Genomic DNA, 25,910 nt, shown 5'->3' with positions numbered 1-25,910 from the left:
GAGTTACCAATACAGTACATGGTCAAAGCTTTGAATTAACTCTTTATTAAATTCAATAAATTTAATTTCATGCGTAGTATGTTGAACAAAGGGATTATCTTGTTGATTGGATTCAACCAAAATAGGGCTTAGATCATAAAACTCAAAGCTATCGACGAGGTTGGAAGCCAGTTTAAACGCATGTTTAATGGGTTCGAAGCTTAATTCGGAACGGAGTAAACTTAAGGCTGCGCCTTGCAATAAAACTTTTACTTCAGCGCCAAAAGTTGCTAAAACCATGGTTGCAGAAAGGCTCTCATGAACTTGTAGCGAGTTGAGATTTGATTGGGTTAATATAACCAGTACAGATTTCACACAATTTACCTTTCAATTGCAACAATCAATGAAAAATGAATAATTTAGAATTGAACTAGACGTGCTGAAGATGAGACAGCATCTGCCAATTCACCGAGTCCTACCAGCTGAAAACCTTCAGCCAGATTATGGGACTCAATGTGATGGCGTTGAGCATTTTCAGCATCAGTGATTCCACGTGCTAGGGCAGCACTTACGCAAACAGGAAGTTTGATATTTAATTTTTGCCACTCTTGTGTGAGACTTCTTTGATCATCTGGCGACCACTGTAAGTTGTTTGCAACTTGAACGCCGTCTTGATAAAAGAAAACTCGAAAAATTTCGCCTTTCGCTTGCAATGATTGTGCGAGTCCTAATGCATGCCAAGCATGGATTGAGCTAGGTGCCGAGGTAATTAGTAATAACGTACTCATTTAAAACTTCGCATAGGGTGATCAAACTGAAAATAGCTTGTTCAGGCTTTTAAACAAAAAGGTAGTATACAATGATTTTAGTGACAGGTGGATTAGGCTTTATAGGTTCACACGTTGTTTTAAGCTTATTGGCACATGGTCAAGAAGTCGTCATTGTAGATAATCTTGCCAATGCGAATTTACAAACGCTTGAACGTCTTGAATACATTTCTGGGATGTATGTACCTTTTGTAAAGCTAGATGTTAGAAATACGCCTGCTCTGAATAAAGTTTTTGAGCAGTACTCAATCCGTGCTGTTATACATACTGCAGGATTTAAGTCTTTAGAGGAATCTCGCTTAAAACCACTTGAATATTATAATGATAATGTCAGTTGCATTATGAGTCTGATGCGTGCAATGCAACGAACTGGTGTACGAACATTATTGCATCTTTCAAGTATGGCAGTTTATGGCACTTCGAGTTTGAATTTAAATGAAGAATATCCTCTCAATTTTGCCAATCCAAACCCTTATATTAAATCCCAGCAAATGATTGAAGAGATCATCCGTGATACCTCTAAAACGGACGAAGAATGGAGTATTGCGATCCTGAGACTAGCAAATGTAGCTGGTGCTTTTGAACATGGAGTTTTGGGTGAAGTGGTTGCCCCTTTACCTAAAAATATTTTGCCTTTGGTGTTACAAGTCGCAGCCATGCAGCGCGATTCCATTCAATTACAAAAGAATGCCAAGACAAAAGACCAAACGGTTGAACGAAGTTTTGTGCATGTCATTGATGTGTGTGAGGCTGTCATTGCAACTTTAAAGTGGTTATTTAATCAAAGATCAACGTGCGAAGCATTTGATATCGCAGGTCAGCCAAGTTCAATTCAAAACTTGATCAATACGGTAGAAAAAGTGACTGAAACAAAAATTAGAACTGAGGAAACTGATTATGTTTTCCAAGAATTAGATCAAATTGGTTCGAATAGTTTAAAAGCATTTGAATTATTGAAATGGAAAGCACATCGATCACTAGAACAAATGATTGAAGATCAATGGCGATACTATCAAAGCACCTTTAATAATTAAAATGATAATCATTTACATTTATGGTTTTTTTGATTAGCATCAAATCAACGGTGGATGAATCCGAATCAAACATGATTCTTCCAAGAAATAGCGAAATATTTGAGGCTGATATGCAAACACGTATAGAACACGACACGATGGGTGATGTAGAAGTACCAAGTGATGCGATGTGGGGGGCTCAAACCCAGCGCAGTTTGCAAAATTTCAAAATTGGTGGTGAGCGACTTCCTCGTGCGATGATCCGTGGTATGGGGCTGGTCAAAAAAGCGGCTGCACTTACTAATGCTGAGTTAAATCAGATTCCTGCTGAATTGGCGAATTATATTGTGGGTGCTGCAGAAGAAGTGATTACGGGGCAATGGGACAGTCAATTTCCATTAGTGGTATGGCAAACAGGTTCTGGTACTCAAAGTAATATGAACTGTAATGAAGTCATTGCAAATATTGCGAATCAAAAACTGGGTAATCCGCTTGGAGCACAGAAACCCGTTCATCCAAATGATCATGTTAATCGAGCTCAATCTACAAATGATTCGTTTCCAACAGCGATTCATGTCGCTGCTAGTTTACAGATCAATGAGTTACTGATTCCAGCAGTTCAAGCTTTACGTGAAACTTTACATCAGAAGTCTCAAGAATTTTCAAATATCGTTAAGATTGGGCGTACACATTTACAAGATGCAACGCCGTTAACTTTAGGCCAGGAATTCAGTGGTTACGTATCCCAACTCGATCATGGATTAAAGCGTCTAGAGCAAGCTTTAGAAGGGTTATATGAATTGCCATTAGGTGGTACAGCTGTCGGTACAGGTCTAAATGCTCATCCTGATTATGCTATAAATGCAGCAAAAAAATTGGCTGAGCTTACGGGTTTACCTTTTGTGACTGCACCAAATAAGTTTGAAGCACTAGCAGGGCGTGATGCTGCAGTATTTGCTTCTGGCGCACTGAAAACACTTGCTGCGAGTTTAAATAAGATTGCCAATGATATTCGTTGGTTAGCGAGTGGTCCTCGTTGTGGTTTTGGGGAGATTCGTATTCCTGAAAATGAACCAGGTTCGAGTATTATGCCAGGTAAGGTGAATCCTACTCAAAGTGAAGCTATGACGATGGTTGTTGCGCAGGTTTTGGGTAATGACACGACAATTAATATCGCTGGTGCTTCAGGTAATTTTGAACTAAATGTTTTTATGCCGGTTATTGCTTATAATTTACTGCAATCAATTCAACTGCTAGGTGATGCATGTAATAGCTTTAATGAGCATTGTGCTGTGGGGATTGAGCCAAACCAAGATAAGATCGATTATTTCTTGCATAACTCGTTGATGTTAGTTACTGCATTGAATCCTGTGATTGGTTATGAAAACGCGGCTAAGGTTGCGAAAACTGCCTACAAGGAAGGAAAGACTCTGAAACAAGTTGCTGTAGAGCTGAATTTAGTCACAGCTGAGCAGTTTGATGAAGTCGTTGTACCTGAGAATATGGTTTCACCTAATGTGAAGTGATTTTGATTTGGTGAATTTTATGATTTGAATGTTGATAACATATATTGACAAGCAACTGTCTTTAATATATTGACCAATTATTCATTTCAGAATACTATTTATATAACGACCTTTCATACGTCACTTAAGGCTTTTATAAAGGAGACAATCATGAATAATTATAAAGCTCGTCTAATCCTTGAAGAAGGCTATGGATTAGGTTGAGACTCATTTAAATTTGTGTAATAAAGCATCCATTAGGGTGCTTTATTTTTGAGTAAAATAAAATTGAATTACTTTTATACTTATCTTTTGATTATTCCATATGTCACTGTAATTGCTTATTTTTATATTTATCGTAGAGATAATTTCTTTATTAAGATTAGAAGTAGTAATCAACTCCTTCTCATCTTAATTTTATTAGGTATCACGTTTGTAGAAATATTAATTTGGAAAAGTTTTTTTGAAGATTATAAATTTCTAAATTTTGATATAGAAAATACAGATGGGCAGTTTAAAACGACAGCATTAGTTACGGTTTTAGCAGCTATAGCTGCCGTTTTTGGTTGGATTTTTACTTCAAGGGTGCAAATTATAAACACTATAAGAAGTCATTCAGTACAAGTATTGATGAATAGTAGGAATTCTACTGCGTATATTGCTAAGGTTGATATTGCAACCAAAATAAGAAGGAATTTGGGGAAGGATCAAAACGTAGAGTCGAAAGATAAAGTGCAATTGACTAGAGAAAAATTTAATTCATTGGAAGATGAGGAAAAATCGGCTGTAACATATTTATTAAATTTTTTGGAATTTGTAGCAATTGGAATCAGACATAACAACTTAGATGAAGACTTAATAAAAAGTAGTTTCAAATCAATACTTAAAGCTAATTACAATCTCTTCCAACCTGTAATTGAATATTTAAGAGAGATTGATAGTCCTAAAATTTACAATCAACTCGAAATTTTGCATAAAAGGTGGGAAGAGAACAAAAAACCAGAATGTATCAATTGTAAGCAAGGTATTGATGATGAAGTTCAGAATAGAAAGAAACATAAATTTAATAATCTTCGGAACATTACATTAACAATTTTAACGGGCTCAGGGTGGCTAATAATGATAGCTATCATGAGATTAATAGAGAAATTAACGAAATATTCAACAGAGGAAGATTTATTATGCGATAACTGCAAAACATTAAAAAAATAAGTAAAAACTTCATCACATAGTCATGTAATTATTATGAGATTGATTAACTCGTCACAATTGTTAAAATACGCATTGCTTTTAATTGCTGTTGTATCAAAGTTCTTATCTTAGACTTAAGACAGCCAATCTACGGAAATTTTCAATGCTCGATATATATTTAACAGATGTTCAAAAAAATGTTCAATTTCAAGATTATCCAGGTGAACATCCTGTTAAATTTATTCTTAACTTTAAAAAAATCTTCCCAAGTATTATGGAATTACTACTTCCTGTTCTACCTAAAGATGAAAATCTAGAAGACATGACATGGGAATCAACAACAAAAGATTTTGAAACCTTCAAACTGCTACTGACAGGTTGGGGTGTGATTGAACTGCGTCTGAATGCTATTACACAATTCAAAAATCGTGAATTTGCAGATCAGCTAGTAAAAACTGCTCAACAAAAAAGAGCGAAGTTTTCTAAAGAACAACCTAAGCTCAGTACGGTAGATTTAGACTATTTGTTCATGCATGAAGTCCATACGGCGATTGATGCTGAATTAGTGGAGTTAGGTGAAAAATTCTATTTGCCAACCTTACGCTCCCTATGGAAAAACCAAGTATCGGCTCAGGTTCTTGAAGCTAAATTTTAAGCTTACATATACCAAGAAAAGCCCTCTATCATGGAGGGCTTTTTACTATTGGGTAAAAAAATACGAATAAAATCAAATCTTCGAATTAGGGTTCAAAATGGATAGATGTTGGTCTGATAAATGCTTAATGTAACACTACAACATATTTGATTTGTTGAATATTTAATCTTTGGTTAAGTATTTCTAATGAATTAAAGGTCATAGTATCGTATTTCCCCGAGGAAATACCAAAGGATTTCAGAAAATGTCGAATCAATTTTTAGTTTTAATTCAAAAACGCCGTACGATTTATGCTTTAGGAAAAGCAGTTGAACAATCTCCTGAGTACTTAACAGATCTTATTCAGCATGCGATTAAACAAAGCCCATCATCTTTTAACTCTCAATCTTCGCGCGCTGTAATTTTATTTAACGCTGAACATGAAAAATTTTGGGGCTTTGTGAAAGAGAAGCTAAAGTCATATGCAAAGGACGAGGCGAGTGCAGCAAAAACTTCTGCAAAAATGGATAGCTTTGCTGCAGGCATAGGCACTGTATTATTTTTCGAAGAAATGGATACGATCACTGACTTACAAGAGAAATATCCTTCGTATGCGGAAAACTTTCCAATTTGGGCGGAACATTCAACAGCAATGGCACAGTTTGCGGTTTGGACAGCTTTGCATACAGAAGGTTTAGGTGCAAACCTTCAACATTATAATCCGATTGTAGATGATCAAGTCCAATCTGAATGGGCTGTACCGGCTTCGTGGAAACTACGCGCACAATTGGTATTTGGATCTAAAGAAGGAGAGGCTTTCGATAAAGGCTATATTGACGACGCCACACGTTTTAAAATGTTTAAATAAAATATGGAAAAGCACTCATTGGAGTGCTTTTTTTAAACCCATAAATAGCCTAAGCAATATTCATATTTCTAACTTTATTCCCATGTAATACATAATATAAGACAATGCAAAATAAAGTACCCATAGCACTATATAAATAGAGTTGTTGGTAACTGATCAAATCTAAAGCTAAACCTAAGAAAAAAGGACCGAATCCCAAACCTGCATCTAAAAAGATAAAATAAGTTGAGGTTGCAAATCCCATTCGTTCCAAACTAGTACTTTTCACTGCAATCGTTTGGCAAATTGACTGGATATTACCGTAGCCTAAACCTAATAATCCTGCGCAAATCAACAAAAGGCCCGAACTGTTAGCTTGGCTCAACAAGAAGAATGCAAGTGCCATAATGAGAAAGGCCGGATACATAATTATATTTTCGCCTTTTTTATCCATCAGTGGTCCCGTAATAGGACGAGAGAGCAGAATCGTCAACGCATAAATGAGAAAGAAAAATGATGCTGCTTCAACCAGATCAATTTCTTTGGCATAAAAATTAATAAACGATAGAACACCAGAGTAAAAGAGGGAGCTTACCAACATGATCAGAGCAATGGGTAAGGCGCTCTTTTCAATATATTGAGATAGAAAACTATTTTGAGTATGGGCCTGATCAGGTATAGACGAAACCTGTTGCAATTGAGGAACTTGAATAAATAAAGCTGTAATTAAACATAAAACTGCAAGGATTGAAGATAGGGCAAAAATAATGTTGTAACTGACATGAAGCATTAGCCAGATTGCCAAAAATGGTCCAATTGCAGTTCCTAAAGTACTACTCATACTGTAGTAACCTATACCTTCACCACGACGAGTAGCTGGAATAATTTGAGCGATAATTGTGCCAAATACGGTGGAGGCAACCCCCATCATAAAGCCATGCAAGAATCGAACGATTAATAAAGCTCCAACCTCTAAATGGAGAAAATAAAAGCCTGAAAATATGAGAAATCCAGTGAGTCCGACCAGCATGGTGACTTTAGAACCGAATTTAACGAGGAACTTAGCCACCAATAAACGACCAATCAGTGTACCCACAATAAAAAGTCCTGATACTAAACCAGCCTGCGCCGTCGTCGCTCCAAGTTCTGCTATCGAAAATCCCACAATGACAATGACGAGAAGATAAAAAGTCAATACCAATTGAAAGTTAATTAAACTGACCAAAATAAAGTTACGTGTCCAAAGAGGCTGATTAACTTGATTTGAGGAAGTACTCATAACTCCTCCACGATATTTAAGCTTTTATCACGCTCTAAAATAGACAAAAACAGTTGAAGTGTCCCAGCACTTTGAGCAATGTCTTCAGGATTTACTTGATTCAAAAACTGTTGTTCAAATTGATCAATCTGAATTGTACAAATTTGATAAAGATCTCTACCTTTTTCGGTTAATTGAATTAATTTTTGGCGTTTATCAGATGATTCTAAAAACTGAATAACATCTAATTTATGTAAAGTATTAATGCGTTTTGCAATTGATGGTTTAGATACATTGAGTTCATGAGCCAAATCAATTGAAGTGATGGAGTCATGATCATAGATATGATAAATCAACTGCCACATTGAATAGTTCAGTTGGTATTGAGCCAAGATATCATTTAAACGATCACTAAAGAGTCGCGCACTTCGCAGCAATACGACACGGAATTTGGGAGAGTTTTGCATATAGTTAACCAAGCTAACTAGTTTATTGGCTTGAATTTACGCTCAATTATTAGACGAATCAAGCGTAATGCACTTATTGATAATCAGGGTACTGAAAATATTAGTTTTTTTGTTTTCTAAAAGTACTTGGTCGAATAGGACGGGTCCCGCGCCAGAGACCTCGTTTATTGCGTTTTGCACTATCTTGTAGCGAGATCATATATTTTAATTGCTTTGGATCACGTATGTATTCTTCGTAAACCCACGCACCACCACGCCTCACTAATTCTTCATTCATATTCTTGCGATAGCGGTAGACCACACCCACGCAACGTCCATAACGATCTATATCCGTGATTTTTACACGAACAATTTTACCTTGAACCATTTTCTTAACTAAGCGTTGGGATTCAAGCCCGTAACTTTGATTAGATTCAGGCGCATCTACAAAAGCAAAGCGTAATTTAGTTTTAGAACGCCTTAAATTCAAACGATGGCAGGAGAGGGTGTCACCATCACTCACCGCTGTAACACGGCACCAATAAGTTTTTCCTTTTTTAAAAGGTTTAAATACTTGAAGAAGATAAATCCATATTTGTCTGAAGATAATAAGAAGTAACAAGCATAAAATTGCACCAAGCCCAATGAGCCATGATGCAGGGAGTTGATCAAACATAGAAAATACAAGAGAAAACAAGCATTAATATGATAAATCAACTCGAAGTGAGTGTTTGATTCAATATTGAACAGATGGTGTTCACACAGATTTTCAACTAAATAGCCTAAGCAAAAATTTTATTAATTTCTGAAATTAAATATTCAAACTTTTGATGTGATGCTAATTGTGAATTCCAATAAATTCCCATTTTCATTAAAGGAAATTCAACAGGAAGTTCAGAAATTTTTAAATCTTGAGGTAATTTCAAATTTTTTAAAATACTAAAAGGTAAGGTTAGCAATGTGTCAGGATACTCCTTCAAAATTTGTAGTGCTGTTGAATAGTGTTGACAGCGTAAAAAAATATCACGTTGAATATTCAACTTTTTAAAATGTAAATCTTCAATAAGCACACCAGAATGCCTTGATGAAACACCAATATGTTGGGCATGTTTGTATTGTTCTAAATTTTCGATGGTTGTCAAACCACATATGACAAAGCGATCATTCACTAAAGGGTTAAAATAAATTTTCTCATCAACTTTCTGTTGAAGATCGACCACTAAATCAAGTTGCTGTGACAATAAATCTTTTGCCCAATTAGTTCGATCTAATTTGATACTTTGAAACCGTGTCGCTAGTCCTAAATCACGAAAATGACGGATTAACTGCGGAAAAATTAAAGGCTCAATTTCATCATGAATTGCTATACGAATAGATTGAATCGTCAGTGGATCAAAAGATATATGATGAGTCGAGATATGCTGAATTGCGATTAATGTTTCTTTTATTCGTGGATAAATTTGATGTGAAAAGGGTGTCGCAACCATCTTTATACCACTTCGGATAAAAAGATCATCTTTCAATTGTAATCTTAATCGCTGTAAAGCGTGACTGGCTGCAGATTGTGTAATACACATCAAATTTGCGGCTTTAGTAATACTTTGATGTTCGTATATCGCAATAAATAATGGATATAGATTGATATCAATGTGTGAAAAAGCGCTCAGATCCACAGACTCCTGATGAATTCTATTCATAAAGTAATATTTAAATAAATCATTTCATTCATAGTAGGTTTCAAGCTATGTTGATGTAAAGCGTGAAGAGAATATAGTTCGAGGGATTAATGTTTCAATTAACGGAAAAAGCTAAACACTTTTATGATTTAGCACAACGCTTTATTCAAGACGAAATAGAGCCTATAGAACAAGAATTTTGGCATAAAGCTCATCAATTAAATTCAAGTGATGATTGGACATCATGGATGTGGCCAGCAGAACTTGAAGTACTCAAACATAAAGCTAAATCGCAAAATTTGTGGAATCTTTTTTTACCAGACCCAGAATTTGGTCAAGGTTTAACAGTTCAAGAATATGCACACATTGCTGAGTTAACTGGCCGTAGTTTATTGGCTCCTACGGTTTTCAATTGTAATGCGCCAGATAGCGGTAATATGGAGTTAATTTGGCGCTATGGCTCAGAACAACAAAAAGAGCAATGGTTAAAACCTCTCTTAGACGGAAAAATTCGATCCGTATTTTGCATGACTGAACCAGAAGTTGCTTCTTCAGATGCGACGAACATGCAAGCCACTGCTGTAATTGAGGGAGACGAAATTGTTTTAAATGGACGCAAATGGTGGTCTTCGGGTTTAGGCGATCCTAATGCAAAAATCATTATATTTATGGCACATACACCAGATGCAAATAAAGGTCGACATCAACAACATTCAATGGTTTTAGTTCCAGTTGAAACTGAGGGCGTAAAAATTGAAAGAATGTTACCTGTATTTGGTGATTATGATGCGCCACACGGTCATGGAGAAGTAACCTTTAATAATGTTCGTGTTCCAGTCACTCATTTTATTGGTGGAGCAGGTCAAGGGTTTGAGATTGCACAGGGGCGACTTGGTCCAGGACGTATTCATCATTGCATGCGTTGTATCGGTGCTGCTGAGAAATCATTGGAATTAATGATTGATCGTGGAATGCAAAGAAAAGCATTCGGTAAGGAAATTTTGAAACTTGGTGGTAATTTGGAAAGAGTCGCGGAAGCGCGTGTTGCCATCGATCAAGCACGTCTTTTGACCTTATATGCGGCATATAAAATGGATAAACTGGGCAATATGGCTGCACTCACTGAAATCTCTGCAATTAAAGTCGTTGCACCTAGTGTTTTGGAAAAAGTTGTCGATATGGCAATGCAAATTCACGGCGGTGCAGGTCTATCTAGAGATACGCCATTGACAGGTTTTTTTGCACAAGCGCGTGCATTACGTTTGGCAGATGGGCCAGATGAGGTGCATAAAGGCATGATTGCAAAATTGGAACTTGCGAAACATGGTTTTTCAACTCGTCATTCTCAATAAGATGAGCACTCGATTTAAGGAAGAAATATGTCAGTTATAGATACAGCAGGGCAAGTCAGACGTGGTGAAGAGCTCGATATCGTTTCAGTCACAAACTGGTTAAATCAAAATGGTGTGGAAGTGATTGAGCCTGTAGAAGTTACACAATATTCTGGTGGAACTTCAAACTGGACATACCGGCTAAAATATAGCAATGCAGATCTGATATTAAGAAGACCACCCGCAGGAACCAAAGCCAAATCTGCTCATGATATGGTTCGAGAACATAATGTTCAGAAAGCTTTAAAAGATCTATATCCAGTCGTGCCCAAAATGCTGGCATTATGTCAGGATGAATCTGTACTCGGATGCGATTTTTATGTGATGCAGCGAATCGAGGGAATTATACCAAGGGCAAAGCTTCCACCAGAACTAAAACTCACTGAATTTGATGTGCATCAGCTTTGTATAAATGTTTTAGACAAATTGATTGAATTGCACCAAGTTCCTTATCAAGGAACAGCACTTGAGCAAATTGGAAAAGGTGAGGGTTACTGCCGTCGTCAGGTCGAAGGTTGGGACAGTCGCTACGACAAAGCCCATACCATCAATGTGCCGACCTTTAAGTTTGTACGAAATTGGCTTAAAGACAATATTCCTGAGGATTCAACCAACTGTATTATTCACAACGATTGGCGTTTTGATAATGTCATTTTGAATCCTCAACAGCCTACTGAGGTCATCGGGGTGTTGGATTGGGAAATGGCGACAATTGGTGATCCACTTATGGATTTAGGATCAGCCTTAGCATATTGGGTTGAAGAAAACGACAATATGATCTTTAAATCGACACGTCGACAACCTACACATCTTAAAGGCATGTTTACACGTAAAGAAGTTGTGGATTATTACCTAGAAAAAACGGGACTAAAGCCATCTAACTGGACGTTCTATGAAGTTTTTGGGATCTTTAGATTAGCGGTCATAGCACAACAAATTTATTATCGTTATTACCATAAACAAACGGATAATCCTGCATTTAAGGATTTTTGGATTGTGATTCATGCATTACATATTCGTGCTTTAAAACTCATAGGTATACAAAAGCTTGAAGCGAATGAAATTGCAAAAACTTATCTCGCAAAATTACAGGATATTCTGCCAAGATGACGACAATATATTTGGTCAGACATGGTCAAGCTTCATTTGGTGCTGAAAGTTATGATCAGCTTTCTCAGAAAGGTGAAGTTCAAGCACGTGTGTTGGGGCAATATTTTCAAAAGTTAATACAAGAGCAGCCCTATGTATTAGCTGGCTCGATGAAACGTCATCAGCAGACGGCGGATATCTCTTTGAATGAGTGTTTTCCTGACAGTCATATTGATATCGATCCACATTGGAACGAGTTCAATCATCAACAAGTGTTTGCAAAATATGAACCACGTTTTGCAGATCCTGCATTACTTAAAAAAGATGTTGGTCAAGCGGTAGATCCTCGTGCATATTTAGGAAAAATTTTTGAAGGTGCAATTCAACGTTGGACCAAGGGTGATCATCATCATGATTATGATGAAAGCTGGCCTCAATTTCAGCAAAGAGTACTTCAAGGCTTGAACAAACTATGTATACAACTTGAAACAGAAAAACCTCGCTATGCCGTAGTTTATACGTCTGGTGGTGTTATATCTGTTGTTGCAGGGCATTTACTTGGTTTAAGTGCAGACAAAACTTTTGCATTGAACTGGGCAATCACCAATACCAGTTTTACCACCTTAAGATTGGTTGGTACAGAACCACAATTACTCAGTTTAAATGAACATCATTATTTAAAAGAACAAGATCGTGATTTGCTCACTTGGATTTGATCAAGGCTATATGCCATAGAGAGAAAATGGAATGAACAAAACTATATTAATTACAGGTGCAAGCTCAGGTATCGGTGCTGGGATGGCACAAGAGTTTGCAAAAAAAGGATATAACCTAGCGATCTGTGCACGTCGTTTACAAAGGTTGTATGCTTTAAAAGATGAAATAGAACAACGCTATCAGGTAAAAGTAAGTGCGAAGGCATTGGATGTCAAGGATGATGAGCAAGTCTTCCGTGTATTTAAAGAGTTTAAAGATGAGCTAGGCACTATCGATCGAGTGATAGTCAATGCTGGTGTGGGCGAAGGACGTCGTATCGGTAAAGGTAATTTTTCGATTAATAAAGCAACAGTTGAAACTAATTTTATTTCTGCGATGGCACAATGTGAAGCAGCGGTCGAAATTTTTAGATCTCAAAATTCAGGACATTTAGTTGTAATTTCGTCGATGAGTGCTTTGCGTGGTATGCCAAAACATCTTACAGCTTATGCTGCCAGTAAAGCGGGAATTGCGCATTTAGCCGAAGGGATTCGAGCTGAACTTCTTGGAACACCAATTAAAGTTTCAACGATTTATCCTGGTTACATTCGAACTGAAATTAATGAAGGTGCTGGAAAATTACCTTTTGAGGTCGATCAAGCCACAGGATCACGACTATTAGCTGAAGCAATCGAAAAGCAACCAGTCAAAGCATATGTTCCAAAGTGGCCATGGTTGCCATTGGGTTTTGCAATGAAGGTTTTACCGCTTCAGCTCGTCAATAAGCTGAGTTAAAATAACGTCTTATAAATCCCACATTTAGTGGGATTTATTTTTAAAGAAATATTTCAAAGCATCTTGTATGACGATTTGCCAAACGGCATATGAATGTCCGCCTATATATTCTTGATAGTGAACATTGTGTCCCTGATCGATTAAATCCTGAGCGACAATCGGAGAGGTTTCTAGAATGCTTAAGCTATTATTTTGTCTCGAATTTTCATAGCTATTGGCTGAAATATACCAATTGAGTTTCTTTGTATTGTCTAATGTTGAAGCTCTGATCAGTTTACTCATACCATTGATTGTATCGTTTGGATCAGATTTCCACCAAAATGAACCAGAAAGTGGCACGACGTGACTAATATCATTGGATGTTTTTAACGCCAAATAAGCAGAACTCAGACCACCTAAACTTGAACCCAATAAGACTGTTTTGTTGTGATCATGTTGATAGGGCAAATGTTGACTCATCCAAGGCAATAATTCTTCTTGAAAAAACTGTGTGTATTCTGGATTGGGGCTAAGTTCTTTAGCACGTAATTGATCATTTGGGTGTCCAACAAAAACAGCCTGTATAGGTGGGAGTTGCTGTTGTTGAACCAACTGATCTAATATCTGGGGAACTTTAACTAAATGCGCATATTGCTCACCATCAAAAAAAATCAGAGTGATATATGATTTTCCGACTTGAGGTGGAGTTGCATAAATCTGAATAAGACGATCATTTCCCAAAACTTTACTTTTCAACACGGATGAAACTAATTGTTTTTCACTATTTTCAGCCATTTGAGTTGGATCAATAAAATTGGGCGCTCGACTGAGTTTTGCGATATTTTCATTCCTCAGCGTGGTATTCGTTTTTAAGGCAATGTTTTTAGAATCAAACCACTTATGAGGATTGAAAGGGTCGAGTTGTTGTACCTTTAAAATAGATCGACGCTGATCTCGTGATTCTTTTAAATTTGGGTTTAAATGTGGGCAGTAATTTGATAAATATCCATCGATATTCGGCGAATCCACAGCAAAACTATAACTTCCGATAAATCTTGAATCGACAATACTTTCTTTAAACCAAATATCAGTACCTTTAAGCCGAGTTAACCATTCATGATCATTACTCGGACCACTGATTAATCGCACATTGTGTTTTGCACCACGATATAAATAAATGACACGTTGGTGTGTTTCATTAAAATCTTCAATTATTGGGGTTTGATTTTTACGAATTTCCGACCAAAATTGATCGAGGAGATGATTTTTTTGCTCAGGATGCATCTGAATCTTGTTTTGGATTTGCTGAAGCACTTTACTTTTGGCATCCATATCTTCACATGCAGGGGCATAAGGTTGAGTGCTGACTTGTAATGAATGATTTACAGAAAGATCAGCACTTACTGCGGCACTCATTAACATCAATATAGAAAAAAATTTGATAGGATGATTCATAGATTATAGCTTTGAATTAATCATTGTAAATGATAATTATTTTCAATAATAAATAGCAATGAAAATATGAAAAAATCGTTTAAAATAGGAAATATCAAAACCTAAAATCAAATACATGTTTCTTAAATTAGCGACAATCGCACTCATTCCAGCATTACTTGTGCAAGGTTACCAAGTCAAGAAAAATACACCTCGTTTAGCAGAAGCTTTGGGGGAAAGAAATGGTTTGGTTGGGAATGGCCCTCAAATATCAATTTTAATTTTAGGTGATTCAGCTGCTGCTGGTGTGGGTGTGCAATTTCAAGAAGATGCGCTAAGCGGAACATTGTTACAAGAACTAAGAGATCATTTTCAAATTCGCTGGTCATTAATTGCAAAAACTGGAAATCGTACTTCAGATGTAATTCGAACTATACAGGCTATTAATGACGATCAGTTTGATATTGTAGTAACTTCGATAGGGGTCAATGATGTAACACAGCTCATCTCACCACATAAATGGATCTGCCTACAAGAACAATTATATTCACTGATCGCTGAGAAATTTTCACCCAAGCTCATTATCGCGACTGGAGTTCCACCGATGAATGAGTTTCCTGCATTACCAAATCCTTTAGCTTGGTTGTTTGGAAAATATGCCCATCAAATGAATGTTGAATTGGAAAATTGGATTGAACCACAACCAAAATTTGAATTGGTTAAATATGATTTGGATGAGTATAAACAACTCAATTTAAAGATGGCTGAGGATGGATTTCATCCAAGTAAAGAAATCTATCAGCTTTGGGCAAAAAAAATTAGTTCGATTATTCAAAATCACTTTAGATCGAAAAGTTAGACCGAAATTTGATATGACTGATATCGAAACACATCCACTTGAGCCATTTGTACCTCAACAAGCCAAATTACTCATGCTTGGCAGTTTTCCTCCGCCGAAAGCAAGATGGAAAATGGATTTTTATTATCCGAATTTTCAAAATGATATGTGGAAAATATATGGGTTGATCTTTTTTCAAGACTCTCATTATTTTCTAGACCGTGAAAATAAACAATTCAAAGAGCAAATGCTGAAAGATTTTCTAAATGAGTTGGGCATTGCAATATTTGATACAGCCTATCAAATACGGCGTTTGAAAGACAATGCCTCAGATCAATTTCTAGAAATCGTTACACCGACAGATATGTTTCTATTGCTTAAAAAAATTCCATATTGTCGAGATATTATGACCACAGGTGATAAAGCAACTGAGACCTTATTAAAGTCAATGAATGCATCTGTACACACTAAAGTTAAAATGGGTACAGTCGTGGATCTGCAATTTGATAACAAAGATATCCGAATTCATCGTATGCCATCTTCTTCAAGAGCTTATCCTTTAGCTCTCGAAAAGAAAGCCGAATACTATCGTGAACTTTTCCAGTCAATTGGATTAATTTAACAATCTGTTAAAGTCAATCGAGATGCTTATTACACATCATAATCTACATAATCCCACAAGTTTAAACGTGATTTAATTTCTTTACGAATATGTGGAAGCATATTGAGTAGAGTACCATCAATCCATAAAGATAATGCTTGAGCAGATAATTCTTGTCCTTTTTCATCAACTAAGCGGGCACCCTTCACAATCACGAGTGTTTGCTCTGAGACAGAGGTTTCAATGCCTTTGAACAAAACTTGTAACTCATGACCATTGTCTAAAATTAACCAAGCCAATTCAATTTGAACATTATGGTTAGACTTTAAGGTGATAGAACCTTCAATTAGGTCTTCATCAGTAAGGCAATCATAATCAACACTGATTTTAGCTAAATACCATTCATGCTGAGATAAATCTTCAAGGGATAAAAAAGGCGTGAGTATGTCGTTCAGATTATACTGTCGACTAAGATAAAAAAATTGCATGGGAGTAGAGTAGAACCAAGGGTTCAAAAAATAAAACGTGAATAATAATGCAATTTATCCTGGTTGTACAAACCAGTCACAACAAAGAATTTACATCATCCATTCGATTGGGAGATAGGACAAAGACTTGAACATAAATCTCTGAAAACGAGTCGTTTCAGGGTCATGATCATGTATTAACTTTTCTTCACCTCGTTGTTCTTCCCATCTTAAGTTTTGATGTGCATCCAAATGTAGTTGATAGGCAACTTTGGGAAGATTTTCATTTAAAGATTGAGATATCTCTGTTTTAAAATCGGCTGACTCAATGATCAGTCCAAGTTCAGTATTCAAATACGCTGAACGTGGATCAAAATTGAATGTTCCAATAAAAACTTTATCATCTACAGTAAAAAATTTAGCATGAAGCCGCGACGCATTTTTTCCTTTCGCAGGAATAACATTACCCGTCATAATTTCATACCAAGTCCGATAAGACCGTTCAATATAAGGTTTAAACTCGTAAAGTTTTACATCTGACCTTAAGAGTGAGGTTCGATATTTTTGATAAAATGCATGAACAATCGGGACATCATTTGCCAAATATGAGTTTGTTAAAACTCGAACTTTGACATTCTGCTCACTCAATTGTTTGAGTAAAGACTCACCATGAACAGTAGGAACAAAATAGGCAGACACCAAGTTTATTTCTTGAGCAGGTTTCCCCATAATGGATTTGAACTGATTAAACAGCAGTTCATGGGATTGAGCTTTCGCTCTGATTTTATTTGGGCTGTCTGCAACAAAATGAGCTTTAGACCAACGAATAGGATGTTTTTTTAAATTTTCTTCTAAAAAATGTTCTGCTTGATCAATACGTTTTTTAGTTTCAGCACCTTGAAAATTTTGCTTGGTTGAATAATACGATCTTAAATGCGCCAATTCTTTTTGAGACTCAGGAATTATTTGCTGAATATCATAACTCAGCTCATCATTCCAAAATTGGTGAAAGACCGTGTTTGCGGCTGAAACTGATTGACCTGCAAATAAAATATCCATATCCGCGAATTGAAAATTGTCACTGGCATCAAAATATTCATTACTGATATTACGCCCCCCAGTAACAGCAATCGCTCCGTCAGCAATAATCAGTTTGTTATGCATTCTATGATTGACTTTATTAAAGCGAAACACATAATCCAAAACTCTAAAGCTGCGAAATTTGTAGGGATTGAATAGCTTAATTTCGATATTAGGATGTTCAGACAATGCGCTTAAGGTCGAGTCTAGTTGAGTGCCATTTTGATCATCAATTAACAGTCGAACCTTCACATTACGATCAGCTGCTTTGAGTAGGTCAGACAATAAATGCTGACCTATCACATCATTTTCCCAGATATAGTACTGTAAATCGATCGTATGTTGCGCTTCACGTATTAAGTGAACACGTGAGGCCATACTCATAAAAGGATCATGAAGTGGTAAAAATGCGGTTAAACCTTGTTCAATATTGCGTCTTGTTTCTGGTGTATTGCTGAGCCAATGTGTGCTATGAGGTTGGATTGGGGCTTGTTTTATACTTGTATTCATCGCCAAATTACATCCAGTTAAAATAAAGAATGTGAGTAAACACAATATATGTCGCAACATATGCATCAAAGCTGTCGTTCCTAAATCTTATTGTTCAGTTGTATGGCTATAATATCATCAATCAAATAGTTGAATGTTTTTATCAAAAGCGGTTACTGTAACTTATCTGTTAAATCTTAATTTACAAAGGAAGTTTTCATCATGAAATCACGTGCAGCGGTGGCATTCGGTCCAGGTCAGCCATTACAAATTGTTGAATTAGATGTTGCTTCACCACAAGCTGGTGAAGTATTGGTGAAAATTACGCATACAGGTGTTTGTCATACTGATGCATTTACACTTTCTGGTGAAGACCCAGAGGGCGTATTCCCTGCGGTACTGGGTCACGAAGGTGCAGGTATTGTAGTTGAAGTTGGTGAAGGTGTAACCAGTGTAAAACCAGGTGATCATGTCATTCCACTTTATACTGCAGAATGTGGCGAATGTTTGTTCTGCAAATCAAATAAAACAAACTTATGTGTCTCTGTACGTGCCACTCAAGGTAAAGGTGTTATGCCTGATGGAACGACTCGATTCTCGTATAACGGCGAACCTATCTACCATTATATGGGATGTTCAACATTCAGTGAATACACAGTTGTTGCCGAAGTATCGTTAGCAAAAATTAATCCTGAAGCAAACCCTGAACACGTTTGTTTATTGGGTTGTGGCGTGACGACTGGTATTGGTGCGGTTCACAATACTGCAAAAGTACAGGAAGGTGACACTGTTGCTGTGTTCGGTTTAGGTGGTATTGGTTTAGCAGTTGTTCAAGGTGCTAAACAAGCCAAAGCTGGCCGGATTATTGTAGTGGATACTAATCCAGAAAAATTTAAATTGGCTGAGCAGTTTGGTGCTACAGATTTCCTCAATCCTAAGGACTATGATCAACCTATTCAACAAGTGATTGTAGAAATGACTGGATGGGGGGTAGATCATTCATTTGAGTGTATCGGTAATACAAGCGTGATGCGTTCAGCGCTTGAATGTGCACACCGTGGTTGGGGGCAATCTGTCATTATCGGTGTGGCTGGTGCAGGTCAAGAAATCTCAACTCGTCCATTCCAATTAGTGACTGGACGTAAATGGATGGGCACAGCATTTGGTGGTGTAAAAGGTCGTACTCAATTACCGAAAATGGTTGAAGATGCGATGAAGGGTGACATTCAATTAGAACCTTTTGTTACTCATACTATGGGGCTAGAAGACATTAATAAAGCCTTTGACTTAATGCACGAAGGTAAATCAATCCGTACAGTTGTACATTTTTAATTGGGCAATAAAAAACGGGCGATATGCCCGTTTTTTTGTTTTTAAGCGGTAGCTTTCAAAACTTCTGCAATTGATTCAGCCACATAATCAATATTATTCAAGTTTAATCCTGCTGCGCACATACGGCCACTACGGACTAAATAAATACCATATTTATCTTTCAAAATATCCACTTGTTCGCCAGTCAAACCTGTATAACTGAACATACCTTGTTGTTTTACTAGATAGCTAAAGTCACGTTCAGGCAGAGCCGCACTCAATTTAGCATTTAACAATTCACGCATTTTAATAATACGTTCACGCATTTCTTGTAATTCAGCTTGCCATTGAGCAGTTAGATCTGCGTTGTTTAACACGTTTTCAACCAACAATGCACCTGTGCTTGCTGGACTAGAATAAATACGGCGTACAGTTGCTTTTAATTGTCCAAGCACTTTTTGAGCAGTAGCTTGATCATCACAGACAAATGTTAAGCCGCCGACACGCTCACCATACAGTGAGAAGATTTTTGAGAATGAATTACTCACAATGAAATTCATACCTGATTTATCTAAAGCACGAATAAGGTATGCATCTTCTTCAAGACCTTTACCGAAACCTTGGTAAGCGATGTCAAGGAATGGAATAAGATCATTCGTCTTAAGTACTTCGATCACTTGATCCCATTCTGCTGGCGTTAAATCTGCACCAGTTGGGTTATGGCAGCAAGGATGAAGCAAAACAATACTTTTTGCTTTTAGTGTTTTTAATTCCTCAAGCATTGCTGGAACGTTAACGCCATTTGTATCAGCATCAAAATAAGGATAGAAATGAGATTGGATACCAGCGCCATTAAAAATTGCGATATGGTTATCCCAAGTTGGCTGACTTACCCAGATATCTGACTCAGGGAAATATTTTTTCAAAAAATCAGCACCAACTTTAAGTGCACCTGAGCCACCAAGTGTTTGAATCGTGACAGCACGACCATCTTTACGCGCTTGACTATCAGGACCTAAAACTAATGCTTGAGTCGCTTCGTTATAAGATTTCAAACCATCCATTGGTAAATAAAGTTTAACTTTATCGTTGCTCGGTTCAATATTTTTGTACGCAGCTTTGACCGCATTTAACTGAGGTACAATACTGTCTTCGTTATAATATAGACCAATACTCAAATTCACTTTTTGAGTACGCTCATCTTTACTATATTCTTCCATAAGTGAAAGAATAGGGTCACCTGCATAAGCATCTACATGATGAAACATGGTCTAAATTTCCTAAAATGTTCAAAGTAAAAAGTTTAATCGGATAATATATATAATTTCCGCACGATCACAAGATCGAATTACAGGACTAATTTTTATAAAACTCAATACTTTTACTTATAACCGAATTTTTTTGATTGTCTTTAATTTACTGAATTATATAAATAAAAATTAAACTAACACTAAAATACAAAATCTACTGTTAGAATTTGAATCACATTTTTAAAGCTATTTGAGTATATATATGCGACTAAATGCTGAGATCACCAAATCAAATGCGAATCAACTTCAACCTGCTCTTGTTCTGATTCATGGTCTTTTTGGTAGTTTATCGAACCTCGGCATGCTCGCGAGAGCATTTCAGGAAACGCATGATGTCATCCAAATTGATTTGCGTAATCACGGTTTATCACCTCATTCTAATCAAATGAGTTATCAACTCATGGCGCAAGATGTTGTAGAAACTTTAGATGATATGAATGTGCAACAATTTCACATCATTGGTCATTCGATGGGGGGGAAAGTTGCCATGCACTTAGCAAACCTTGTACCACATCGAGTAGTTAAGTTGATTGTACTTGATATGGCACCCGTCGCTTATCAAAAATCTCATCATGATCAAATTTTCAAAGCTTTAGAAGAAGTTCAAAAAGCTCAAGTTGTTTCAAGAAAGGAGGCAACCGAGTTGATGCAGAAATATATTAATGAAATTGGCGTTATTCAATTTCTGCTCAAATCTTTCCGCAATGGACAGTGGCTATTTAACTTAGATGCACTTAAACAACAATATTTTCAGATTTTGTCATGGGAACGTCTTAATCCACAATCGAATGAAACTTTGTTTTTAAAAGGAGAATTATCCGATTATATTAATCTCGAGCGCGATAACGATCTTATTCGGTTTCAATATCCTAAAGCTAAATTTGTGACGATTGATGGCACTGGACATTGGTTACATGCAGAAAAACCAAGTGAGGTTATCAAGAACATTAAAGATTTTTTATAAAAAATTAATAATAAGTTTAGATTATTTTTATATTAGTCGATACCTACTTAATATAAGTAGGTATTTTTTTAATTAAAATCGGAATTATTTAATTCTAAGATGTCGAATTATCAAATAAATTCATTATTGTGTCGTATTTCATTATTTTTTATGCATTTTGTCTATTTAATATTCACAAGTGATAAAAATTATGTATCATGCAGAAATGGTATTTGTATTAATTTAATCCATTTAAGTGTTATTATTATCACGTATTTTAAAATTAATGATGATTAATAATCATTATTAACGAAATTTAAATACTGATTAATTAAATTCTAAATTTTTACGCTGATTTTTGTATTCGTCATTTTGATGGGTTGTTATTTTCAAATAGGTGAACTATGAGCATTCTGGATCTGAATAGAGCTGATCATTTACAGTCCAAAGCTGTGCCTTTGCATCTAACACTGTCAGATGACTTTAAATTTGCACTTGATTTACTGCCCAATTTGATTTGGGTCAGTCACACCAACTCAGGGTATTGTAATATCGCACTTAAACAATATATCGGTGCGGATACGCAAATCTTACGTGACGTAGACTGGCTTAAATTTGTTCATCCTGATGATGCTGAACATCTTTATCAGATTTGGAATGATGCTCAAAAAAACGGTCAGAAATTTGAAAAAGAGTGTCGTATAAAAAATAAATCAGGTGAATATCTTTGGTTCTTAATGCTTGCTGAACCTAAGGTGATTCAATCCAACCAGCAAAATTGGATGATAAGTTGCACAAATATCCATGATCGTACAATCAAAATGCGTGAAACTGCTGAGGCCTTGCGTGCCAATACAGATATGCTCGATGTCAGCGTAGACTGTATAAAAATTATCACACCAGATGGCAAGCTTGAACACATGAACAAATCTGGATGCATGGCATTACTGGGTCAAGAGCGTGTTAAGAAATTTGGAATAGATTGGTTAACGCTGTTACCACCTGAAGTACGTGAACAGGGGGCAAAAGCGATTAAAACAGCAGCTCGAGGGAAGAATGCCCGTTTTGCGGGGATGAGCACACACGGCGATACTGTGATGTATTGGGATAATATTTTAACACCTGTGCATGATGAACAAGGAAATACGACCAGTATTCTCTGTGTATCACGTGATATTACCCGTCAACGTGTTGCCGAAGCTAAACTAAAAATCAGCAGTGAATATGATGATCTGACTGGTCTGATGAATCGTCGTGCCTTCAAAAATAAATTAAAAGCGGCGATTTCACAAGCAAATCGTGAAAAAACACTTATTGGTATGATGTTTATTGATCTCGATCATTTTAAAAACATTAACGATACTTTAGGTCATCCTGCTGGAGATCATCTACTTAAAGTCTTATCTAAACGTCTGCAAAAGAGTTTGGATTGCAAGTGTATTGTTTCACGTCTAGGTGGAGATGAATTTGCAATTATTGTCCCAGGGATGACATCAGAAGAAGAATTACATCAAACCACACAGAAAGTGCTTAAACAAAATATTGCCCCCATCACTTATGCAGGAAAAGTGATTAATAGTGGGATGAGTATTGGATGTGCCATTTATCCTAAAGATGCTCAAGATGTATTCGGATTGATGAAATGTGCGGATACCGCTCTAAATGATCTTAAAGAAAAGGGTCGTGGTGGGTATCGTATGTATGATGACGAAATGTTTGCACTTGCTGAAAAGAAGATGCAACAACTTGATACTGCTCGCTATATCATACAGGACAATTTAATCGAGCCGTATTATCAACCTAAGGTTCGCTTAGATAACTGTCAGCTAATCGGATTTGAGGCTTTGATGCGTTGGCATGATACACAGCAGCAACTTCAGTATCCAGCTTCAATCTCAGAAGCGTTTAACGATTATGAGCTGGCCAGTAAAATCAGTGAAATCATGCATCAAAAGATTTTCAGTGACATGGCAGATTGGATGTCTAAGGGCGTTCAACTTGTACCGATCTCAATTAATGCCTCTCCAGTTGAATTCATGCGTGACAATTATGCAGAATTGTTAATTCAACGTTTAGAACGACATCAAATTCCTGCTCATTTAATCGAGGTTGAGATTACAGAACATATTCTGTCTGAGCGTGGAGTAGAATTTGTGATTCGAGCACTACAAAAGCTCAAAAATTATGGTCTTCGAATCTCATTGGATGATTTCGGAACCGGTCATTCTTCAATGACGCATTTAAGAGATTATCCTGTCGACTGTCTCAAGATTGATTATGCTTTTGTGAATCGAATGAATGAGGAGAAGTCAATCAATTCAATTGTAGAGGGCATTGCTAAGCTCGGACCTATTCTGTCATTGGATGTGATCGCAGAAGGTGTCGAAACATGCCAACAGCTCTTAAGTCTTCAGGATGTTGGCTGTGCATATGGTCAAGGCTTTTTATTTAGCCAAGCGATTTGTAAGTCTGAGGCTGAGCAACTGATGCTCAAACAAGTATGTGCTATAAAAGATTGGCTTCCTACAGATAAGCAATAAACCATTGATATATTTGAGTTATGATTAATATAACGATATTTTTTATATAAATTGCTTGTCAATCAGTCTATTTATGCGTATTTTACTTTTAAAGGTTATATTTTAGATAATTTGATGAAAACGACACACTTGATTACTAACGCTTATTATTATTTTTGGCAATTTAACATCTAGTTGCCTAGACGCGTTCGGGCAACAAAAATGTTGCCCATCAAGTTTATACCTGATTGGCAACACCAATCAGGTTTTTTTTCATCTCAACAAATATAGGAGCATCTCATGAAAACATTGAATACTTTTTATTTTAGCAACGGTTATTGGTTCTATTTTAGTCAAGAACAAAACCCAGCCAATAGACACCTCACGCTCAAATAAAAGATAGGGCCATTGCTGCCCAAAGGAATTCAAGATGAATGCAATTAATTCTCAGCTTATAACCACGGCTCAACATACTTTAGAAAAAAAATTAAGCTTACCATTAGAACTAAAATCAACTTTACCTGTTAGTCCGATAGTTTCACTTCAAATTCGTCAACATCGCCAAACAATACAAGACATTTTAGCGGGTCATGATCCACGTTTATTGGTCATTACTGGTCCATGTTCGATTCATGATCCTAAAGCAACCCTCGAATACGCACAAAAATTAAAACAAGTGCAAGAACAAGTCAAAGATCAGATTTTCATCGTGATGCGTACTTATATTGAAAAACCTCGCACCACTGTAGGATGGAAAGGCTTCTTGTATGATCCAGATTTAAATGGTTCAGCAGATATGCAAAAAGGACTTGAACAGTCTAGATCACTCTTCATTCAAATTGCTGAAATGGGTTTGCCGTTGGCCACAGAAATCTTAAGCCCAATGGCAACAGGATATTTTGATGATTTGATTTCATGGGGCGCGATTGGGGCGAGAACAAGCGAATCGCAAATTCACCGTGAAATATCTAGCCATATGCCTTATAGCATTGGGTTCAAAAATGGTACAGATGGATCAATCCAAATTGCATTGGATGCCATTCAGTCCGCTTCACAACCGCATCAATTTCTTGGTTTAAGTCAAGATGGTGCTCCAAGCATTTTATCTTCAAAGGGTAATCCGCACGCACATTTGATCTTACGTGGATCGAATCAGGGTACAAATTACCAATTCGCTGAAATTAAAAAGATTCAAGAAAACAATAACCATGTATTACCAGCTTTGATTATTGATTGTAGCCATGGGAATAGTGCTAAAAATCCATTGAATCAACCTGCTGTATTAAAGCAAATTGTGAATGAACGACCTCAAACACAAGTCCGTGGCGTCATGCTAGAAAGCTTTTTAGTCGATGGCAATCAGAAAATTTCTGATCACATGACTTATGGCCAATCAGTGACTGATGGATGCTTGGGTTGGTTAAGTACAGAGCAATTGATTTTGGATGTTGCTCAACAACTCTCCTAATATAATTCATAAAAAAGAACCCATGAAATATGGGTTCTTTTTTTTTGCCTTTAAGATTTGAATGTTTGTTTAAAGCATTAAATATTTGATGAAACAGCTGAAATAACCTTATATTTCTATTAGT

General features: G+C 36.5%; 25 protein-coding genes. 15 read left to right on the top strand and 10 right to left on the bottom strand.

Annotated elements, in window-relative coordinates; all coding sequences use genetic code 11:
• Positions 1-3 precede the first annotated feature (3 nt).
• Together CL42_RS10040 and tusD are read right to left on the bottom strand one after the other, a co-directional pair.
• The gene (locus CL42_RS10040) at positions 4-354 is read right to left on the bottom strand and encodes a hypothetical protein (RefSeq protein ID WP_035267809.1); all 351 of its coding nucleotides are present in this window, start codon (positions 352-354) and stop codon (positions 4-6) included.
• Between the two features lie 44 nt (positions 355-398).
• A complete protein-coding gene (gene tusD, locus CL42_RS10035) occupies positions 399-767 on the bottom strand; it encodes a sulfurtransferase complex subunit TusD (protein ID WP_035267807.1) in 369 nt (122 codons plus the stop codon).
• A 71-nt stretch (positions 768-838) separates the two neighbouring features.
• On the opposite strand from tusD, the gene CL42_RS10030 reads away from it, so the two are divergent.
• The 5 genes from CL42_RS10030 (at position 839) to CL42_RS10010 (ending at position 6,017) form a co-directional block, all read left to right on the top strand.
• On the top strand, positions 839-1,840 hold the full coding sequence (locus tag CL42_RS10030) for an NAD-dependent epimerase/dehydratase family protein (RefSeq protein WP_035267805.1): 1,002 nt from the start codon (positions 839-841) through the stop codon (positions 1,838-1,840).
• A 110-nt stretch (positions 1,841-1,950) separates the two neighbouring features.
• Positions 1,951-3,345: a class II fumarate hydratase gene (gene fumC / locus CL42_RS10025; protein WP_035267804.1), complete on the top strand. Its 1,395-nt coding sequence runs from the start codon at positions 1,951-1,953 to the stop codon at positions 3,343-3,345.
• A gap of 252 nt (positions 3,346-3,597) precedes the next feature.
• Positions 3,598-4,536, top strand: coding sequence for a DUF4760 domain-containing protein (locus CL42_RS10020; protein WP_155756974.1), 939 nt, complete (start codon positions 3,598-3,600; stop codon positions 4,534-4,536).
• A gap of 142 nt (positions 4,537-4,678) precedes the next feature.
• Positions 4,679-5,170 carry a hypothetical protein gene (locus tag CL42_RS10015; protein WP_035267803.1) on the top strand — a complete coding sequence of 164 codons (492 nt, stop codon included), beginning with the start codon at positions 4,679-4,681 and terminating at the stop codon, positions 5,168-5,170.
• Between the two features lie 244 nt (positions 5,171-5,414).
• Positions 5,415-6,017: a nitroreductase family protein gene (locus tag CL42_RS10010; protein ID WP_035267801.1), complete on the top strand. Its 603-nt coding sequence runs from the start codon at positions 5,415-5,417 to the stop codon at positions 6,015-6,017.
• A 49-nt stretch (positions 6,018-6,066) separates the two neighbouring features.
• On the opposite strand, the gene CL42_RS10005 is transcribed toward CL42_RS10010, so the two are convergent.
• The 4 genes from CL42_RS10005 to CL42_RS09990 form a co-directional block, all read right to left on the bottom strand.
• A complete protein-coding gene (locus CL42_RS10005) occupies positions 6,067-7,275 on the bottom strand; it encodes an MFS transporter (protein ID WP_035267800.1) in 1,209 nt (402 codons plus the stop codon).
• The gene (locus CL42_RS10000) at positions 7,272-7,721 is read right to left on the bottom strand and encodes a MarR family winged helix-turn-helix transcriptional regulator (RefSeq protein ID WP_035267798.1); all 450 of its coding nucleotides are present in this window, start codon (positions 7,719-7,721) and stop codon (positions 7,272-7,274) included. Before CL42_RS10000 ends, CL42_RS10005 begins: the two co-directional genes overlap by 4 nt.
• Before the next feature lie 100 nt (positions 7,722-7,821).
• A complete protein-coding gene (locus CL42_RS09995; RefSeq protein WP_035267796.1) occupies positions 7,822-8,376 on the bottom strand; it encodes a thermonuclease family protein in 555 nt (184 codons plus the stop codon).
• A gap of 106 nt (positions 8,377-8,482) precedes the next feature.
• Positions 8,483-9,397 carry a LysR family transcriptional regulator gene (locus CL42_RS09990; RefSeq protein ID WP_035267794.1) on the bottom strand — a complete coding sequence of 305 codons (915 nt, stop codon included), beginning with the start codon at positions 9,395-9,397 and terminating at the stop codon, positions 8,483-8,485.
• 89 nt (positions 9,398-9,486) lie between these two features.
• On the opposite strand from CL42_RS09990, the gene CL42_RS09985 reads away from it, so the two are divergent.
• Genes CL42_RS09985 through CL42_RS09970 form a run of 4 tightly spaced genes read left to right on the top strand, consistent with a single transcriptional unit; the run spans position 9,487 to position 13,347 of the window.
• Positions 9,487-10,728, top strand: a complete 1,242-nt coding sequence (locus CL42_RS09985) for an acyl-CoA dehydrogenase family protein (protein WP_035267792.1) — start codon at positions 9,487-9,489, stop codon at positions 10,726-10,728.
• A gap of 27 nt (positions 10,729-10,755) precedes the next feature.
• On the top strand, positions 10,756-11,877 hold the full coding sequence (locus CL42_RS09980) for a phosphotransferase family protein (protein ID WP_035267790.1): 1,122 nt from the start codon (positions 10,756-10,758) through the stop codon (positions 11,875-11,877).
• Positions 11,874-12,572: a histidine phosphatase family protein gene (locus tag CL42_RS09975; RefSeq protein WP_035267788.1), complete on the top strand. Its 699-nt coding sequence runs from the start codon at positions 11,874-11,876 to the stop codon at positions 12,570-12,572. The genes CL42_RS09980 and CL42_RS09975 overlap by 4 nt, the downstream gene beginning before the upstream one ends.
• A 31-nt stretch (positions 12,573-12,603) precedes the next feature.
• Entirely contained in the window at positions 12,604-13,347 is a 744-nt protein-coding gene (locus CL42_RS09970; RefSeq protein WP_035267786.1) for an SDR family oxidoreductase, read from the top strand.
• A 24-nt stretch (positions 13,348-13,371) separates the two neighbouring features.
• Here CL42_RS09970 and CL42_RS09965 read toward each other — a convergent pair whose 3' ends face one another.
• Positions 13,372-14,742, bottom strand: a complete 1,371-nt coding sequence (locus CL42_RS09965; RefSeq protein WP_051586584.1) for an alpha/beta hydrolase-fold protein — start codon at positions 14,740-14,742, stop codon at positions 13,372-13,374.
• 154 nt (positions 14,743-14,896) lie between these two features.
• Here CL42_RS09965 and CL42_RS09960 point away from each other — a divergent pair, with 154 nt between their 5' ends.
• Together CL42_RS09960 and CL42_RS09955 are read left to right on the top strand one after the other, a co-directional pair.
• Complete coding sequence (locus CL42_RS09960; protein WP_035267784.1) at positions 14,897-15,619, top strand: SGNH/GDSL hydrolase family protein; 723 nt, start codon at positions 14,897-14,899, stop codon at positions 15,617-15,619.
• A 13-nt stretch (positions 15,620-15,632) separates the two neighbouring features.
• Positions 15,633-16,220: a uracil-DNA glycosylase family protein gene (locus tag CL42_RS09955; RefSeq protein WP_035267781.1), complete on the top strand. Its 588-nt coding sequence runs from the start codon at positions 15,633-15,635 to the stop codon at positions 16,218-16,220.
• A gap of 29 nt (positions 16,221-16,249) precedes the next feature.
• Here CL42_RS09955 and CL42_RS09950 read toward each other — a convergent pair whose 3' ends face one another.
• Positions 16,250-16,687, bottom strand: a complete 438-nt coding sequence (locus CL42_RS09950; protein ID WP_035267780.1) for a hypothetical protein — start codon at positions 16,685-16,687, stop codon at positions 16,250-16,252.
• A gap of 90 nt (positions 16,688-16,777) precedes the next feature.
• Positions 16,778-18,256: a phospholipase D family protein gene (locus CL42_RS09945; RefSeq protein WP_081403272.1), complete on the bottom strand. Its 1,479-nt coding sequence runs from the start codon at positions 18,254-18,256 to the stop codon at positions 16,778-16,780.
• 201 nt (positions 18,257-18,457) lie between these two features.
• Here CL42_RS09945 and CL42_RS09940 point away from each other — a divergent pair, with 201 nt between their 5' ends.
• Positions 18,458-19,567: an S-(hydroxymethyl)glutathione dehydrogenase/class III alcohol dehydrogenase gene (locus CL42_RS09940; protein ID WP_035267775.1), complete on the top strand. Its 1,110-nt coding sequence runs from the start codon at positions 18,458-18,460 to the stop codon at positions 19,565-19,567.
• A 41-nt stretch (positions 19,568-19,608) separates the two neighbouring features.
• Here the strand turns inward: CL42_RS09940 and CL42_RS09935 are convergent, their stop codons facing one another.
• The gene (locus CL42_RS09935) at positions 19,609-20,814 is read right to left on the bottom strand and encodes an aromatic amino acid transaminase (RefSeq protein ID WP_035267772.1); all 1,206 of its coding nucleotides are present in this window, start codon (positions 20,812-20,814) and stop codon (positions 19,609-19,611) included.
• A gap of 244 nt (positions 20,815-21,058) precedes the next feature.
• Between CL42_RS09935 and CL42_RS09930 the strand changes: the two genes are divergently transcribed.
• The 3 genes from CL42_RS09930 (at position 21,059) to CL42_RS09920 (ending at position 25,786) form a co-directional block, all read left to right on the top strand.
• On the top strand, positions 21,059-21,820 hold the full coding sequence (locus CL42_RS09930; protein ID WP_035267770.1) for an alpha/beta fold hydrolase: 762 nt from the start codon (positions 21,059-21,061) through the stop codon (positions 21,818-21,820).
• Between the two features lie 383 nt (positions 21,821-22,203).
• Positions 22,204-24,339: an EAL and GGDEF domain-containing protein gene (locus CL42_RS09925; RefSeq protein ID WP_051586581.1), complete on the top strand. Its 2,136-nt coding sequence runs from the start codon at positions 22,204-22,206 to the stop codon at positions 24,337-24,339.
• A 409-nt stretch (positions 24,340-24,748) separates the two neighbouring features.
• Positions 24,749-25,786, top strand: a complete 1,038-nt coding sequence (locus CL42_RS09920; RefSeq protein ID WP_035267767.1) for a 3-deoxy-7-phosphoheptulonate synthase — start codon at positions 24,749-24,751, stop codon at positions 25,784-25,786.
• Positions 25,787-25,910: the final 124 nt, after the last annotated feature.

This window comes from Acinetobacter sp. Ver3 (assembly GCF_000632455.1).
In the GTDB taxonomy this organism is placed as follows: Bacteria; Pseudomonadota; Gammaproteobacteria; order Pseudomonadales; family Moraxellaceae; genus Acinetobacter.
The sequence above is the reverse complement of the archived record's forward strand: the minus strand, read 5'-3'. Positions and strand labels throughout refer to the sequence as shown.